The organism is Acidimicrobiia bacterium (assembly GCA_040880805.1).
Lineage (GTDB): Bacteria > Actinomycetota > Acidimicrobiia > IMCC26256 > DASPTH01 > DASPTH01.
The window spans coordinates 35,617-52,906 of the sequence record JBBDHW010000042.1 but is presented as its reverse complement, the minus strand read 5'-3'; the positions used below and the strand labels follow the sequence as shown (position 1 = coordinate 52,906).

11 protein-coding genes are annotated in these 17,290 nt (G+C 67.1%); 5 read left to right on the top strand and 6 right to left on the bottom strand.

Translation table 11 applies throughout. The features are described 5' to 3' along the window. The coding region (locus WD271_10935; GenBank protein MEX1008345.1) for a hypothetical protein at nucleotides 1-942 on the bottom strand (942 nt) is incomplete at its 3' end. A gap of 18 nt (nucleotides 943-960) precedes the next feature. Next, on the bottom strand, nucleotides 961-2,568 hold the full coding sequence (locus WD271_10930) for a hypothetical protein (protein MEX1008344.1): 1,608 nt from the start codon (nucleotides 2,566-2,568) through the stop codon (nucleotides 961-963). A gap of 96 nt (nucleotides 2,569-2,664) precedes the next feature. On the opposite strand from WD271_10930, the gene WD271_10925 reads away from it, so the two are divergent. Next, nucleotides 2,665-3,837 (top strand): acyl-CoA dehydrogenase family protein, encoded by a 1,173-nt coding sequence (locus tag WD271_10925; GenBank protein MEX1008343.1) that lies wholly within the window; start codon nucleotides 2,665-2,667, stop codon nucleotides 3,835-3,837. Nucleotides 3,838-3,842: 5 nt separating this feature from the next. Further along, nucleotides 3,843-5,150, top strand: a complete 1,308-nt coding sequence (locus tag WD271_10920; protein MEX1008342.1) for an alpha/beta hydrolase domain-containing protein — start codon at nucleotides 3,843-3,845, stop codon at nucleotides 5,148-5,150. On the opposite strand, the gene WD271_10915 is transcribed toward WD271_10920, so the two are convergent. From WD271_10915 to WD271_10900, 4 genes are read right to left on the bottom strand one after another with little or no spacing between them, the layout of a single operon-like run. Next, nucleotides 5,143-5,922: an SDR family oxidoreductase gene (locus WD271_10915; protein MEX1008341.1), complete on the bottom strand. Its 780-nt coding sequence runs from the start codon at nucleotides 5,920-5,922 to the stop codon at nucleotides 5,143-5,145. The genes WD271_10920 and WD271_10915 overlap by 8 nt on opposite strands. 18 nt (nucleotides 5,923-5,940) lie before the next feature. Beyond that, nucleotides 5,941-7,179 carry a PLP-dependent aminotransferase family protein gene (locus WD271_10910; GenBank protein ID MEX1008340.1) on the bottom strand — a complete coding sequence of 413 codons (1,239 nt, stop codon included), beginning with the start codon at nucleotides 7,177-7,179 and terminating at the stop codon, nucleotides 5,941-5,943. Further along, nucleotides 7,172-8,416, bottom strand: a complete 1,245-nt coding sequence (locus WD271_10905; protein ID MEX1008339.1) for a nuclear transport factor 2 family protein — start codon at nucleotides 8,414-8,416, stop codon at nucleotides 7,172-7,174. Before WD271_10905 ends, WD271_10910 begins: the two co-directional genes overlap by 8 nt. Nucleotides 8,417-8,423: 7 nt before the next feature. Then, on the bottom strand, nucleotides 8,424-8,819 hold the full coding sequence (locus tag WD271_10900; protein ID MEX1008338.1) for a RidA family protein: 396 nt from the start codon (nucleotides 8,817-8,819) through the stop codon (nucleotides 8,424-8,426). Nucleotides 8,820-9,121: 302 nt separating this feature from the next. Here WD271_10900 and WD271_10895 point away from each other — a divergent pair, with 302 nt between their 5' ends. The 3 genes from WD271_10895 to WD271_10885 are packed head-to-tail and all read left to right on the top strand — an operon-like array spanning nucleotide 9,122 to nucleotide 17,273. Next, nucleotides 9,122-9,544 (top strand): hypothetical protein, encoded by a 423-nt coding sequence (locus tag WD271_10895; protein ID MEX1008337.1) that lies wholly within the window; start codon nucleotides 9,122-9,124, stop codon nucleotides 9,542-9,544. Then, nucleotides 9,541-13,497, top strand: coding sequence for an ATP-binding cassette domain-containing protein (locus WD271_10890; GenBank protein MEX1008336.1), 3,957 nt, complete (start codon nucleotides 9,541-9,543; stop codon nucleotides 13,495-13,497). The genes WD271_10895 and WD271_10890 overlap by 4 nt, the downstream gene beginning before the upstream one ends. Then, nucleotides 13,494-17,273, top strand: coding sequence for an ABC transporter ATP-binding protein (locus tag WD271_10885; protein ID MEX1008335.1), 3,780 nt, complete (start codon nucleotides 13,494-13,496; stop codon nucleotides 17,271-17,273). The genes WD271_10890 and WD271_10885 overlap by 4 nt, the downstream gene beginning before the upstream one ends. The last annotated feature ends 17 nt before the right edge of the window (nucleotides 17,274-17,290 follow it).

Genomic DNA, 17,290 nt, shown 5'->3' with positions numbered 1-17,290 from the left:
TCGCGACTCCACGCGCGGAGCCGGGAGTCGCAGGCGGGCGACGGCGGACGGCGATCCCTCGGTGGGCACTGCACCCACGACGCGCTCCCACGCACCTTGAGCGGCAGGGCGCCATGCGGGGAGGCCTGCACTCGCGGTAAAGCGCGCGGCGAACCCGACGACGACGGCGAGCACGACCACGATCACCGACTGCACCACCAGCGGTGTGGTGATCACCCGGTAGGACGCCACCACCGCGTCGGCGAGCCGCCCGTCGGAGATTCGTGAGCGGATCACGGCCCGTGCGACGAGCAGCGCCAGGACCAGCACCGCGCCCGACGCCGCGACGATCCACGCGCCCCGCGCGAGCGCGCGCCACCGTTCGACCGCGATGGCAACGCCGGCCGCGAGGAGCAACACGGACGCGACGGTCACGAGCAGCACGGCGTGCTTCACCTCGTCGATCGTGTCCCATACCGTCGTGAGCTCCGACCGGTGGAGCAGCACGACTTCGAGTTGCTTGCGGCTCGGAAGCTCGTCGGCGAGGTTGGGCGCGACCTGCGCGAGCGGACCCTTGATCTGGTCGTACGCCGCCGTGAGGTTCAGGATGATGGTCTCGGTCCCACGGTCCACGAGCACACGGTGCGCGTTCGAGAGCGCCTCGTCGAACACCGCGCGGAACGCGTCGCTCTCCACCACCTGGCCGACGATGCTCGCGAGGAACGGCTGCGCGATCTGGAGATCGGTGCCGGCCTGATCCGAGAGCTGCCGCACGAGCACGCTCGCCAGTTCCGCTTGCACCTCGTCCTGGTCGAGCAGCTTGTTCGCGGTTCCGGTGAACCTCGACGTGTCGAGGAAGCTCCGCTCGAGCCACCAGCCCGTGCTCGCGACGACGAGCCCGATACCCCCGAGCACGAGCAGGGTCGTCGCGACGATCTCTCGCAACCTGCGCCGATCGCCCACGCCACGCTCCTTCGGGCCCTAACTCGCCGCGGCCGGCGTCTGATTGCCACCCGTGGTCGGGCAGCCGTCGCAGGTGTACGGACCGACGCGGTCCTGCTCGGGGATGGCGTCGAACTGCAGGATCGACCCCTCCTCCTGGAAGAACGGCTGCAGCTTCTTCGGGTACTGGCCGGTCAGATACCGCTTGCCCCCGTTGAGGTACTCGTACTTACCGGTCCCCAAGAGCCCGATCTGGTTCGACCCGCCCATCGCCTTCGGGTTCCACCAACCGAGCGCGGTGCCGCGTACCGGGATTGGCGCCGGAGGAATGCCGGTTTCGAGGTTCGTGATCATGTTCTGGAATGCCCCACCGCTCGCCGGGAAGTCGACGAGCGCAGCGCGGAAGGTCTTCGCCGTGAGGTTGGGCCCCGCCAGCTGGACTCCGTTGTAGAGCCGGTACACGAGCGAGAACACGCCCGGCGAGTGCGTCCCCTGCGTCTTGCCCCAGTACCACTGGAACTCGCTGGTCAGTGCGTCGCTGGCCCCGCCCGCCACGAAGGGCGTGAACCACACCTCACCGAACGCGTGCGCCCACTGCGTCTGGTCGAACGTCCGCGCGAAGAAGTCGAGGTCTTCGTAGGGAACGCCCGACACGAGCCACTCGGGGAACCAGTCTTGGGAGGTGGCTTCCTTCGTGAAGGTGCCGGTCGCGCTGGCGGTGATCCCCGCCGAGGCAAGGTCCACGATGCTGGTGACACCCGCCTGCTTCAGCTTTGCGATCAGGGTCCTGCCTTGCTCCTGGAACGCCGACGCTTGCGCGGTGACGTCGGTGGGCGTGGTGTACGACACCATCGCGTTGGGCGCGATCTTCCCGCCGTACTTGGCGAACTCCTTGGTGAAGACACTGATGTCCATGCCGGTCGAGCCGGAGGGGTAGATCACCCCGAACACACGCTTCTTGGTCTTGACCGCGTCCCCGCCGAACTGCGCCTTGCCGCCGATGAGCTCCTTGCCGACCCACTCGGCCATGTTCACCTCGTACGGCTTCAGCATCTCGGTCGGCGTGACCGGCGGCGGGTTTCCCGGTACTCCCGCCCGGGCGACCGCTTGCTGGAAGACCAAACCGCCGCCGCCGCTCGCGAACACCGCGGTGTCCATCACCGCGAACGGCTGCTTCGCGACCACGGCCACCGCGTCGGCGCGTTGCGCGGTCTCGTCGGTGCCGGTCGCCTCGACGAACTCGTACTCCACCGTGCGGCCCCACGTGTGGTACGAGTGCGCGAGCACCGCGTTCTCGTCGAGCACTGCGTCCTTCGACAGCCCGTTCGCGCCCGTCGCCTGATTCTTGATACCGCCATTGACGGACGACTTGTCTTTGTCCTCCGGTGGGACCAGCACGACGACCTTGATGGAGTCGGCGCTCACGCCCTGCGCGGTAGCACCACCATTGTCCGCGCCGTCCTTCCACGCACGAACACAGGGTGCTGCGCCGTAGAACTGGAACTGGAGACGCCCGGTATTCGGGTCACAGTCCGGTTGCGCCAGCGCCTCCTTCGTGCCGACCCCGGATCCTCCGGCAGCCTTCGCTGCAACCGCGCTCCCGCCGGCTGTGAACACCACCGACGTCGCAAGCGCCGCGACAGACACCCCCAGCAACCACCGACGTACTGCCATCGAATCCCCCCAACGTCACTCGCTCTCCAGACGAGTCTCGCGCAGAGCGATCTCGTACGCTCCTGGCTCATGAGCGATTGGGACGACGAGCTGCTCGATGAGGACCAGCGGCTGATGGCAGAGGCGATCCGCGACCTCTGCTCGGGTTTCGACGACGACTACTGGGCCCGCTGCGACCACGAGCACGAGTTTCCGTGGGACTTCTACGCGCGGATGGCCGAGGGGGGCTGGGTCGGCATCGCGCTCCCCGAGGAGTACGGCGGCGGCGGGCGCGGCATCACCGACGCGGCGGTGATCCTGCACGAGGTGGCCGCGAGCGGCGCGGCCATGAACGGCTGCTCGGCGCTCCACCTCACGATCTTCGGCCTCAATCCCGTTGTCAAGTTCGGCAACGACAAGCTGAAGGCGACGTTCCTCCCGCGTGCGGCCGCCGGTGAGCTCCACGTCGCGTTCGGCGTGACCGAGCCCGACGCGGGAACCGACACTGGCCGGATCGCGACGCGCGCCGAGCCCGACGGCAAGGGTGGATGGCGCATCCACGGACGCAAGATCTGGACGTCGAAAGCACTCGAATCCGAAGTCGTGCTGTTGCTCGCGCGGACCGGCGGCACGGACAGCGGGCTGCGCGGTCTCAGCCTGTTCCTCGCCGACCTCGATCCCGACTACGTCGACATCCGCGCGATCCCCAAGGTCGGCCGCAACGCGGTCGCGTCGTGCGAGGTCGCCTACGACGGGCTGCCGGTGGAGGACTGGCGGCTCGTCGGCACCGAGAACGAAGGGTTCCGGCACATCCTCCACGGCCTCAACCCCGAGCGCGTGCTCCTCGCGTCCGAAGCATGCGGCATCGGCGAGGTCGCGCTCGACCGCGCGACGACGTACGCGAAGCAACGCATCGTGTTCGACCGCCCGATCGGCGCGAACCAGGCGATCAGCCATCCACTCGCGCAGGCGCGCATCCAGCTGAAAGCTGCGTGGATGATGGCGCTGCACGCAGGCCGTCGCTACGACGCCGGGCTCGAATGCGGCGAGGCGGCGAACAGCGCGAAGTACCTCGCGGCGGAGGCGTCGTTCTTCGCGGCCGACCGCGCGATGCAGACGCTCGGTGGCATGGGCTACGCGAACGAGTACCACGTGGAGCGCTACTGGCGCGAGGCGCGCCTGCAACGCATCGCACCGGTCACTCAGGAGATGACGCTCAACTACATCGCGCAGACCATCATGGGCCTCCCGAGGAGCTACTGATCGCGATGACGCAACTCAGCTCGTCGAATGAGGTTTCCGACGGCGCAAAGGGCCGGCCATTCGCGTCGGCAACCTTCGATCTTGCCGAACACGGCTACGTCGAGGAGGAGTGGTTCCTCCGGGGTGATGCGTCGACCTACGGACCCGCGCGGGACAGTTCGCTCGGCGGAGACGGCCACTGGTCGGTGGTTGCCACAGGAAGCGAGGAGTTCTGCACGCGCCTGCTCGTACGGCGACCGACCGATCCCGCGCGCTCCGACGGCACGGTCGTGCTCGAGTGGTTCAACGTGAGCGGTGGGATCGACCTCGATCCCGTGTGGGCGCAGAGCCACGTGGAGATCATGCGCGACGGGAACACCTGGGTGGGCGTGTCGGCACAGCGCGCCGGCGTGAACGGTCCGCCGCTGATGGCGGGCTTCTCGCAACCGTTGGAGCTCTGGGATCCCGGCCGCTACCGCGAGCTCCACATCCCGAACGACGACCTCTCGTACGGGATCTTCACGGCGGCAGCGCGCATGGCTCGCGACGGCGCGCTCACCGCGCAGGCTCCGGTCGACGTCGTGGTCGCGGCCGGAGCGTCACAGTCTGCGAACCGACTCGTCACCTATGTCAACGCAGTACACCCACTCGTTGGCGCGATCGACGGCTTCCTCGTGCACGGCCGCGTCGGTACCTCGTCCCCTCCGCTCGCCGCTGACGTCGTAATGCCCGATCCGCTGACGTTCCGCACCGACTCCTCCGCGCCGGTCGTCGTGCTCGAGTCGGAGTTCGACACCCTCCGGTCCTGGCTCGCGCGCCAACCCGATTCGGAGCGCTTCCGGCTCTGGGAGGTCGCGGGCTCTACGCACCAGGACGAGTACGTCGAGCGCACGCTGAAGGCCCAGTTCGCGCGCGATCTCGGCCACGAGATGCCCGGATGCGACTGCGCGGTCAACGACATGCCGTTCCATTACGTCGAGAACGCCGCACTCGCGCACCTACGCGGCTGGGCACGCGGCGGCGGCGCAGCGCCGCAGCTTCCCCGCATCTCGATGAACGCAGACGGCGAGATCGATCGCGACGAGCACGGCAACGCACTCGGCGGCATCCGGCTCCCCCACATCGTCGTGCCCACCGCGCAGTACGGACCGGTCGGCACACCGCAGTCATGCGCGCTGCGCGGTTTTGTGAAGCCGTTCCCGCCCGAGAAGTTTGCCGCGCTCTACCCGACACGCGACGACTACCTCGCATGCTTCGACGCTGCGGCCGACGAAGCGGTCGCCGGGGGCTTCCTGCTCGAACCCGACGCGCGCGAGGCGCGCGAGCTCAATTGAGCATTCGGCCGCCGTTCACGCTCCACACCTGACCGTTCACCCAGGCGCCGTCGTCGGAGAGCAGGTAGGCGGCGATCGCGGCGATGTCGTCGGGGCGGCCGGCACGCGGCGACCGGGGCTCACCGCGGTGCGTCGCTTGCATCGCCTCGGCGATCTCGTCGTTCCGGGCGATGATTCCTGGTGAGATCGAGTTACACCGGATGCCGTCACGGCCCCAGCGTGTCGCGATGTGGCGTGTCACCGCCGTGAGCGCCGACTTCGTGGCTGCATACGCCACCCGCACGCGTTCTCCTGCGTAGATCGCGTCCGACACCGTGTTCGTGATCCCTCCCCCACCGCGTTCGAGCAGGTGCGGGATCACCGCGCGTGCCATCAGCAGAAAGCCGGTGAGGTTCACGTCGAGGGTGCGCTGCCACACGTCGAGCGGGATGGTCAGCAGGTCGGTCTCCCCGTCGACACCGAGCACCTCGGGTGAGATGTCGGCCGCGTTGACGTGCAAACCGTCGACGCCGCCGTAGTGCTCCAGCGCGCATGACATGAGCGCGCGGACCGACTTGTCCTCGGCGATGTCGAACTCGAGCGGCACCGCCCGTCCGCCGCGCGCGTGGATGGACGCGACGGTGGCGTTCGCCGCGTCACCGCTGAGGTCGCCCACCACCACGAACGCACCTTCGTCGGCGAGACGGATCGCGGTGGCCGCGCCGTTGCCCGGACCCGCGTCGGCGGTCCCTCCACCGGCGACGACGATGATCTTGCTGTCGAGCCCTCGCATGGCGGCGCGTCCGCCGACTCAGCGCGCGCTGTCGGCGATGGCCTTGCCGAGCGCAGTGATCCCCCGCTCGAGCTCGTCCTTCGGCACCATGATGAACGCGAGGCGGAACCACTGCTTGTGCGCGTCGGCGTCGGTCTCGCCGAAGAACCGCTCACCCGGTCGGCACATCACACCCTCCGCGAACGCCTTCTGCATCACCTGCTCACCGTCGACGTCGGACGACAGCTCGATCCAGATGAAGAAGCCGCCCTCGGGAACGTCGAAATTCACCCACGGCCCGCACTCATCGCGCAGTGCTCGCACGGCGATGTCGCGCTTCTCCCGGTAGAGCTCGTTCACCATTGCAACGTGCGGGTCGAGCTTGCCTTCGTCCATGAACCGAACCACGACACGGGCGAGCCACTGGCTCACGCCGAGATCGCCCTTCACCGCGCCGATCGCGCGCATCACCTCGGGATCGCCGGTGACCCAGCCCAACCGCAGCGCGGGAGCGAGGATCTTGCTGAAGCTGTCGATCTTGACGACGAGTCCCGACTCGTCGAGCGCGAAGAGCGTGGGGATCGTCTCGCCTTCGTACCGCAGCTCGCCGTACACGTTGTCCTCGAGCACGATGAACCCGTATCGGTTGGCGAGCTCGAGCAGCTTCCGCCGACGCGGCAACGACAGGCTCCACCCGGTCGGCGTATTGAACGTCGCGATGGTGTAGATCATCTTGAGGCGCTTGCCCTCACCCTCGAGTCGAGCGAGCTCCTGGGAGAGCACGTCGACCTGCATGCCCTCGGCGTCCATGGGGATCGCCAACGCCTCGGCGCCGGACTGGCGCGCCGCACCGAGCGCAGCTCCCCACGTGGGCGCTTCGACCGCGAGGAGGTCGCCCTCGTCGAGGAAGGCGCGGCACGCGAGCGTGATCGCCTGCACCCCGCCGAGTGTGAGCATCACCGAACGACGGTCGACCTCGCGACCTTCGATCCGGAGCGTGCGCTCCGCAATTCGGTCGCGCAGGATCTCGTAGCCCCAGCCGATGCCGTTGCTCCCGGGCGAGCCGTACTGCAGCGCGTCCGCGGCATCGTCGTGGAGCACGTCGGCCGTGAGCCGTTCGAGGTCGTCGAGGGGGAACGTCGCCGGGTCGGGCAACCCCGCTTCGAAAGCCCACCTGATCTTGAGGTCGGCAGGAAACTCGAAGTCACCACCTCGTCTCGAAACCCGCTTCACGCTCTCCGACACGAGCCCTTCGATGCGTTCGCTCACGTCAACCATCACGACTCCTCCTGCTCCCTGCGCGCGTCGCAGCCTCGTCGGCGGTGATCAACAGCTCCTCCGCCACGCGGTTGCTCAGTTCCTGTCGTTCCTCCAGCACCCAGCGGCGGTCGACGCGCCGGAAGCGGTCGAGCCAACGCCGGGCGCCCTTGCTCCACGGCGACGGGCGCCCGTCGTCCTGCTGCTCTGTGACATACATGTAGGTCTCCGCCGTGGCCTCGTCGCCCTCGATCGCGACCAGCTCGTTGTTGAGGAAGTGTCGCGTCCGCCCGTTCTCACGGTCCATTGCGAGCGCCGAAGAGACGATCACGTCGTGAATCGCGCCGCGGTCGAGGAGCTGCTGTACGCGCGGGTCGTCGGTAGTAGGCGCGACCGGCGGTTCTGGTCGAGTGCTCCGGGCCGACGAGCCGCGCTCCGCGATTCGCCACCGCCCGTGCTCGCGCAGCAGGCGGTCGACGTACTGGCCAGCCGCCACCCAGTCCGCCGAGGGATCATCCTCGTTCGGACGGTGAGTGATCAGCGAGTACGTCTGCATCCACGCGTCGTCGCCATCGACGTCGACGAGCTGCGTGCCGAGGAAGTGCGTCGTCGACGGGAAGTGCTCGACACCGGAGATGAACTCGATCAGCTCGTCGGCATCCGTAAACTCGCGCGAGCCGTACGACGCTCGGAACGACGACGCAAAGCAGTTCCGGATGCGGTCGTAATCGCGCAGATCGACGCCGAGCGCGTACTGCATCATCAGATCGTGGATCTCGGCACGATCGAGGAGCCACTGCGTCGCGGGAACGTCGGTCGTCGCCTTCGTCACACCCGTCGGCGCCCAGACCGGATCGCCCCCGCGGCGCGTAATGACCCACCGCCCGTCGCGACGGGTGAGATCCTCGACGTAGCGTCCGCGGCTGACGTTGAGCTCGTGCGTCACACCGTTGGCATCGTCGCTGTGGTGGGTGAGCATCGCGTAGGTGTCGACGTGCGCGGTGTCGCCGTCGACCTCGATGTACTGGTTTCCGAACATGTGCATCGTCGTGTGGAAGATCGCGACACCGGAGATGTAGGTGAGCATCGAGTCGCGGTCGGTGAACCCTCCACCCCATCCGACGACCTCGAGGTCGGGCGCGAAGCACGAGCCCACGAGTTTCATGTCGCGGCGATCGACGCCTGCCGCGTAACGCATCACGATGTCGTGGATCTCGTCGCGGTCGGCGAGAAGCTGCACGGCGTCGTGCGCGCTCATCAGGTGTTCAAGTTCGTGCGACGCACTTGATCTCGATCATGAGATCGGGTGAACCGAGCGCCTGCACACCGATCACAGTGCTCGCAACGTCGAACGTTCCGCCGTACGCTTCGCCGCGCACCTCCTTCGCGCATGTCACTGCTGCCGTCATGTCGGTGACGAACAACGTTTCCTCCACCACGTCGCTCAACCCGGCGCCGAACATGGCGAGAACGCGGCCGATCGCGGCGTACGCCTCCCGCATCTGGGCTGCCATGTCGTTCCCGCCGATCGCGGTGAAGTCATCGCCCATCGCGGTCTGGCCGGAGACATAGATGGTGTCGCCGACCTTCACCGCCTGGCTGAAGCCGTAGGCCTCTTCCATCATGTTCCCGAACGACCGGGCGTCCTTCGTTGCTCCCACGGGTGCCTCCTCCGGTCCGATGAGTTTTCTAGTCGAATCGGAGATTCGATGCACGAGTGCGAAAACGCGCTCGGCTTTACATGCCCCCCGACGCGCGAGAAACTGGCGGTCGGACTGCCGATTCGGTCGGCGGCCCGCGCATGGCTGCGTACTGACCATGGTCGCACCCTGCGTCGAAACGCCTTGGTCTCTGGAGGACGCTCGTGAGGCGACGAGGGGGGACGCGTCGAGTCGCGATCATTGCCGCTCTGACGGTCGCGCTTGCGGCGGTCGCAGCCGCATGCGGGAACCCCAAACAGTCCGTGCAGCACTGTATCGGCGCGCCCGACGAAGCGATCAGCGCCATCCAGGGGAAGATCGAGCCCGACGCCAAGGCGAAGCTCCGCAACGGGAAGATGGTGCACTTGAAGGGCGCCGACTACACGTTCGTGAGCGCGGAATTGCACCTCGACGACGACGCCCCGCACGACAAAGGCGAGATTGGCACCTGGGCTACGACGGACATCAAGAGCAGCGACGGTTTCCTTTCCGTCGACGTCCACGCCCGCGAAGACTCGACCTGGCCGCACGCGCCGTTCAAGGTCACCGAAGACGGCGCGATCGAGTCACGAGCGTGTACCAGCCTGAACACGGGTAAGACGCGGGCGCAGCTCGAGTGTGAGCAGCAACAGAGCTCGGGCGAGAACGTCGTGCTCCCCGAGGGCAAGGACTGCAGCGATCTATGAGCGTGACCACCGGAGTACGCAACGTCGGCGAGAATCGCACGCTCCGGTTCATCGCCATCACGGTCGCGGTCGCCGCGTTCGGTTACTTCGTCCCACAATTGGTATGGGGCTGGGACATGCCCGCGGGCGAGCTCGTCTACGGCTTCATCATCGGGTCGCTCACCGCGCTCATGGCCTTCGGCCTCGCCCTGATCTACCGGGCCAACAAGGTCATCAACTTCGCGCAGGCCGACCTCGGCGCGGTTCCCGCGAGCCTCGCGGTGGCCCTGATCACGCTGCCGACGATCGGATGGTCGTTCTGGGTGGCAGTACCGCTCTCGTTGATCGTCGCGGTCGTGCTCGGCGTGCTCATCGAGTTCGTGATCATCCGGCGCTTCAGCAAGGCGCCACGGCTGATCCTGATGGTCGTCACGATCGGGCTCGCGCAATTGCTCGCCGGCCTCGGCGTTGCGCTCCCGTACTTGCTCCAGCTGATCACTGGCGGCACCGACCTTGCCCAGCAGCAGTACACCCCGCCATTCGACTTCAGCTTCGAGATCAACCCCGTCATCTTCCATGCCAACGAGCTCATCGCGGTGATCACCACGATCCTCGCGGTGTTGGGTCTGTTCGCGTTCCTGCGCTTCACGAGCATGGGAATCGCGCTGCGAGCAAGTTCGGAGAGCTCCGACCGCGCGTCGCTCCTCGGCGTGAACGTCGGCTTCACGCACAACATCGCGTGGGTCATCGCCACGCTCCTCGCGACGATCTCGTTGATCCTCAGAGCCGGGATCATCGGTCTGCCACTCGGATCCGCGTTCGGACCAACGATCTTGCTGCGAGCGCTCACGGCTGCGGTGATCGGCCGCATGGAGAACTTCGTCACGATCTTCCTCGCCTCGTGCGGACTCGGCGCGGTCGAAGCGATCGTGGTGTGGAACAAGGGTTCGGGCGAGCTCGTCGATCCCATCATGTTCGTGATCGTGATCGGGGCGCTGCTGCTCCAGCGGCGTCACCGCGAGTCGCGCGTCGAGGACCAGGCGATCTCGAGCTGGCAGAACGCGGCGAACATCCGGCCGATCCCGCGCGAGCTGCTACGGCTTCCCGAGGTCAAGTGGACGCTGCGTGGGCTGCGCGTGCTCTTCGTCGGCTTCCTCGTCTACTTACCCTTCCTGCTCAGCGAGAAAGACACCAACCTCGCGGCCGCGGTGATGATCTACGCGATCGTCGCGATCTCCCTGGTGCTCCTCACCGGGTGGGCCGGCGAGATCAGCCTCGGCCAAGTCGCGTTCGTCGCCATCGGTTCGGCGGCGGCCGGCGCGGCCAACGTGCACTGGCATCTCGATCCGTTCGTCAGCTTCTTGCTCGCGGGCGCGGTCGGAGCGGTCGCGTCCATCATCATCGGCTTGCCGGCACTCCGCATCAAAGGATTGATGCTCGCCGTCACCACTCTGGCGTTTGCGGTGGCGACGTCGTCGTTCCTGTTGAACCGCGAGCAGAGCCTCCTGGGCATCAAGTTCGACTTCTTGCCCGACGACCTCTTCGATCGCGTCACGCGCTTCCCGCAATGGACGCCGTTCGGTCATATCGGGATCGGCGCCGACGGCGCGCATCCCGAACGCGACTTCTACTTCGTGTGCGTCTTCGCGCTTCTGCTCGTTATCGTGGCCGTGCGCGGGTTGCAACGATCGCGGACCGTCCGCGACCTCATCGCGACGCGCGAGAACGAACGAAATGCGCAGGCGTTCGGGCTGAGCCCCACGCGTGCGAAGCTGCTCGCGTTCGCACTGTCCGGCTTCATCGCGTCCTTCGCCGGTGGAGTCCTCGTGCTCCACCAGCAGGCGCTCGGCAAGGACATCTTCGCTCCCATCGAGAGCATCCGCGTGCTCACGATGGTGGTGGTCGGCGGGCTGGGGTCGGTGCCGGGCGCGATCCTCGGAGCCGTTTTCATCAAGAGCACGGAGTGGTTCAACGTCATCGTGCCCCAGCGCTTCCGGTTCCTCTTCACATTCGCCGGGAGCGGCATCGGCCTCATCCTCGTGCTCTGGCTTCTGCCCGGCGGCCTCGGGTCGGTGCTCTACCGGGTGCGCGACATGTGGCTCCGCGCGGTGGCGCGTCGACGCAACCTTGTCGTCCCGTCGCTGATCGCCGATAGCGGTGACGACCCGACACTGCTCACGGGCAAGGAGAAACCCGCGGTCGCCGTGGCGATGAACGGCGAGGGGCCGTCGCGCCACGGTCCGAACTTCTTGAAGCGCTTCCCCGCGAGGCCGATGCCCGACGTCGACTACTTCAGCTACCCCGACCTTCGTCTGAGCGGCGGCAGGCCGAACCTACTCAGCCTGCGGTCGGTCGACGTCTCGTACGGCCAGGTCCAGGTGCTCTTCGGCGTCAGCTTCGAGCTGCGCCGTGGTGAAACCATCGCACTCCTCGGCACGAACGGCGCCGGAAAGTCCACAGTGCTGCGAGCGATCTCGGGCCTCGTCGCACCCAAGCGCGGCAGCATCAGCCATGAAGGCACCGACATCAGCGGGATGGGCCCGCACCACATCGCGCTCAAGGGCGTCATCCAGGTTCCTGGCGGCAAGGGTGTGTTCCCTTCGCTCTCGGTGGCCGAGAACCTGAAGGTCGCACTCTGGATGCATCGCCGCGACCGCGCGTACGCGAAGACCGCGACCGGGGAAGCGCTCAACCTCTTCCCCGCGCTGCGGAGCAGGCTGAACGACCCCGCGGCTCAACTCTCGGGCGGGCAGCAGCAGATGCTCGCGCTCGCGATGGCGTTCCTCGCCAAGCCCGACGTGCTCATGATCGACGAGCTGTCGCTCGGTCTCGCGCCACTCGTCGTCGAGCAACTCCTCGCCGTCGTCCAGCAGTTCAAAGAGCAGGGCGTCACGGTGATCCTCGTCGAGCAGTCGGTGAATGTCGCATTGCAAACCGCCGACAAGGCGTTCTTCATGGAGAAGGGGGCGATCCGTTTCCACGGGCTCACCGCGGAGCTGTTGGAGCGCCCAGACCTGCTGCGTTCGATCTTCCTCGAGGGCGCCGCGTCAGCCGAGGGGACTGCCGGGGAGGGCGCGCGACCGATGCCACTTGCCAAGATCGCCGATCGCGCGCCCGACAAGGAGGTGAGTGCCAACCGCGGCGAGCGCCCCGTGATTCTCGAGACCCGCGGCATCACCCGACGTTTCGCGGGGATCACCGCGGTCGACGAAATGTCGATCCAACTCCACCACGGCGAGATCCTCGGCATCGTCGGACCGAACGGCGCCGGCAAGACCACGCTGTTCGACCTCATCTCGGGATTCCTCGTGCCGGATTCGGGCCAGGTCATCCTCGAGGGTCACGACATCACCCGGCGGCGGCCGCAGCGGCGCGCCCAGCTCGGCCTCGCCCGGTCGTTCCAGGACGCCCGCCTGTTCGGAGGGCTCACCGTGCATCACGCCATCTGTGTCGCGCTCGACCGCCCCCTCCGCTACTGGGACCCCGTCCCCTCGATGCTCTACTTCCCGAACGTCGTGCTCGCCGAGCGAAAGCTCGGGCGGCGGGCCGACGACCTCATCGCGATGATGGGTCTCGACGACTATCGTGACAAGTTCGTGTCGGATCTCTCGACCGGGAGCCGCCGAATTGTCGACCTGGCCTGCCAGATCGGGATCGAGCCCAAGGTGATTCTCTTCGACGAGCCGTCGTCGGGCATCGCCCAACGCGAGACCGAGGCGCTCGGTCCGCTGCTTCTCCGCATCCGCGACATCACCGGCGCGAGCATCCTGCTCATCGAGCACGACATGCCCCTGGTCAGCTCCGTCTCCGACCGCATCATCGCCTGCGACCTCGGTCGCGTCGTCGTCGACGGCAGCTGGGAGCTGGTGCGGAACCACCCACACGTCGTCGCCTCGTATCTCGGGTCGACACGCGAAGTCATCGAACGTTCCGGGCCGACTACGACCGGGGTCGTCGGGGGGGCACGTCCGTGACGCAGACCGAAGACATCCACACGCCGGAGTTCCAGGCTGCCGACCGCGGTCCGCAAGAGGACCTCGGCTGGTTCCGCAGGTTCCTCGGCAAGTACACGAACTCCTTCAGCGTCGCGCGCTCCTCGCTCTTCTGGGCGCTGCTTCGCCGCCAGAAGCGGGTCCTGAAGTGGTTCTTCTTCGTCATGGTCGTCTACACCATCGGCTTGCTCCAGGTCGCGAACCTCACACGCGGCATGGTCGACAACGGCATCGTCAACCAGGTCGCGCCGCTCTGGGACTACGTCCGCTACATCACGTTCTGGGCGCTCTGGGCACTGGCCTTCTCCTTCACCCAGCAGCAGCTCGCCGACCGGCTCGCGTACCAGATCGAGTTCGACATGCGTGTGTGGCTCTACACGCACATCCAATCGGCCGAGCTCCGCCGCCTCGACGCGGTCGCGACCGGCCAGCTCGTCACTCGCTCGCTCACCGACATCCAGCTCGTCGACGTTCTCCTCCGCGTCTTCCCCACCCTCCTCGGCTACACGCCGATCCTGCTCTCCGTCGCGATCATCGTCTGCATCATCAGCCCGCTCATGGGCATCGTGTCGCTCCTCGCGCTCCCGATCAACGTCTGGCTGGTCAACAAGTTCCGCGGGAGACTGCGGGCACTGAGCTGGGCGGAGCTCAACGAGCGCGCCGAGGTCACCAGCGCGATCGACGAGCCGGTGCGCGGCATCCGCGTCGTCAAGGCGTTCCGCCGCGAGGAGCAAGAGCGCGCACGCGTCGCCGACGTCACCGAGCGCGCGTTCCGCTTCTCGATGACCCGCACCCGGCTGCTCGCCGGCTACGACATCTACCTCAAGATGATGCCCTTGCTCGTACAAGCGGGCTTGCTGGCCATCGGCGCGTACCTGATGAGCACCGGTCATCTGACCATCGGCACATTCCTGCTCGCGTTCCAGATCGGCTCGGGGTTGAACCAGTTCTCCAGCGCCTTCGGTGAGATCGCGAGCGCCTGGCAATACCTCCGCAGCGCGCAGGATCGCCTCGCCGAGATGCTCGCACTCAGCGCGCGACCGGTCACCGACGGCCGCATGATCCCGCTCCCCTCCACCGGACTCGAGCTCCACGGCGTCGAGGTCACCTACGGGAACCGGCGCTTCCTGCACGGCCTCGATCTCCAGGTTCGTCCCGGTGAGCTGGTCGTGGTGAGCGGTCCTCCCGGTTGCGGCAAGACGACGCTCGCCGGGATCGCCTCCGGGCTCGTCGAACCCGACGAGGGTCACGCATCGCTCGACGGCATCGCGCTCGCCGATCTCGATCCCGGTCAGCTCCGCCAGACGATCAGGGTCGTGTCCGAAGAGCCGCTCCTCCTCGCGGCGACGCTGCGCGACAACCTGCTCCTCGGGGCATGGGGCGAGATCGACGACGAGGCGATGATCGACGCGATGCGCACCGCGGGGGCAGGGGAGGTGATCGACGAGCTCGGCGGCCTCGACGGCATCGTCGGCGATCGCGGCCTCACGGTGTCCGGAGGCCAGCGCCAGCGCGTCTCGCTCGCCCGCGCGCTCGTCGCCCATCCGCGGGTGCTCATCCTCGACGACGCGCTCTCGGCGGTGAACCCGTCGCTCGAGATCGAGATCATGCGGCGGGTGCGCCAGTACCTGCCCCAGACCGCCATCCTCTACATCACCCGGCGAACCGGCCTCGCCGAGATGGCCGATCGATCGCTCCACCTCGATCCGGCAGACACGGTGGAGCCGTTCGCGGACGTTGCCCGCAGCGAGCTGCTCGACGGAACTGCCGAAACTCTCGTGACCGCCGAAACCGCCGAGGCGGTCGTCGGTGGTGACCCGATCGAGGCGCTCGACACCATCGAACAGGTCGGCATGGAAGCCGAAGTCGCCGAGGGCGCGATACAGGTCCAGGCCGGAGCTACGGCCGGTCTCGCCGCCATCGACCCGATCCTCGCCAAGCTCGTCGACCAGCTCCAAGTCACCAAAGAGAGCCTGACCATTCCCGACGGCGTGACCGACGACGACACACGGCCACGCTTCCGGAAGATCGCGATGTTGTTCAAAGGCACCATGTACGTCGCGGTGTTCCTGGTGTTACTCCTGGCACTCGGCGAATTGGCGCCGAGCCTCCTCTTCGGCCGGGTCACCGACATCATCCAAGACAGCAACGGCGCGGACACGGGCGCGGCGTACTTCTGGGCCGGGATGCTCGTGTTCATCGCGGTGGGCGTGGGCTTCCTGTCGAAGTACTTCCGGATCTTCGCGCAGCGGTTCAACCAGAGCGTGATCATCGTGCTGCGCCGTCGCGTCTTCTACCGCCTGAGCAAGCTCGGGGTGAACTACTACGACCGTGAGCTCCCGGGCGACGTGGCCACGCGAGTGGTGGCCGACCTCGACAAGATCCTCGGTTTCGTCCAGGAGTCCGCCTTCCGGTTCGCGAGCTTCACCGCGATCTTCATCGTCGCCATGGGTGCGATCGTGATCCTGGCTCCGGGTGTGATCCCGGTGGTGCTGGCGCTCGCGGTCATCATCCTGGTCCTCACGCTCATCCAGCTCCCGTTCGCGAACCGGGCACTGAAGTGGTCGCGCGAGGAGCTCGGCGTCGTCACCCGCAAGTTCCAGGAAGACTTCGGCGCGCGCCACGAGATCCGCCACCTCGGGGCCCACGCCATCCAGACGCAGAAGTTCGTGGAGGCGAGCTGGGAGCGTCGACGTGCCCGCTGGTGGAGCATCACGCTGCAGAACTCCCACACCGCGGTGGTGCAGTTCATGGGAACGATGACCACCGCGCTCGTCCTCTACAAAGCGGGCACGCTGGTGCTGGACCAGACCCTGAGTATCGGCACGGCCGTCACCGTGCAACTCCTTGCCACGTCCGCAACCCGACCGCTGCAGGCACTCGGGCCGCTCTACAACCAGTTCCTCGACGTGCGCGTGTCGTGGCGTCGCCTGTGCGAGCCCTTCGACGAGCCCATCCTGCCCGAAGAGAGCGTCGCCGCACGCGACTGCCCACCGCTCGACGGTCCCGTCACGTTCGACGGCGTCTGCTTCACCTACCCCGAGACGACACGGCCGGTGCTGCGCGACGTGTCGTTCACGATGGAGCCGGGCAAGGTCACGGCCCTCGTGGGGTACACCGGTGCCGGGAAGTCGAGCATCGCCAAACTCCTCGGCCGCACCTACGACCCCGACGCGGGATCGGTAACGGTCAACGGGATCGACCTCCGCGAGCTCCATCTCGACAGCTACGGGCCGCGGCTCGGCATCGTGCCGCAGGACCCGTTCGTGTTCAAGGGAACGATCGCCTCGAACATCCGCTACGCGAAGCCCGGAGCAACCGACGAAGAGGTCGAGGGCGCGATCCGCGCGGTCGGTGCCTGGGATCTGCTGTCGGTGCTCCCCGGCGGCTTCGAACATGTCGTCGAAGAAGAAGGCCACAACCTCACCGCCGCGCAGCGCCAGCTCGTCGCACTCGCACGCGCCTGGATAGCGGAGCCCGACATCCTCGTGCTCGACGAATCAACGTCGCTGCTCGATGCCGGGGTCGAGGACATCATCGTCGAGTCAATCCACGCGCTTCGTTGCACGACGCTGATGATCACCCACCGCGAGAGCGTTGCGGTGAAGTCCGACAACATCGTGGTGCTCGACGCAGGTCGCGTCGTCGACGCAGGCCCCGAAGAGCAGGTTGCGCGTCCGGGCGGGCCGTACGACCGGCTGTGGCGCGTACAAGACGAAGAGCTTGCCACCGAGAAAGACAAGGAGCTCACGACATAATTCGTCGCTCACTGGGT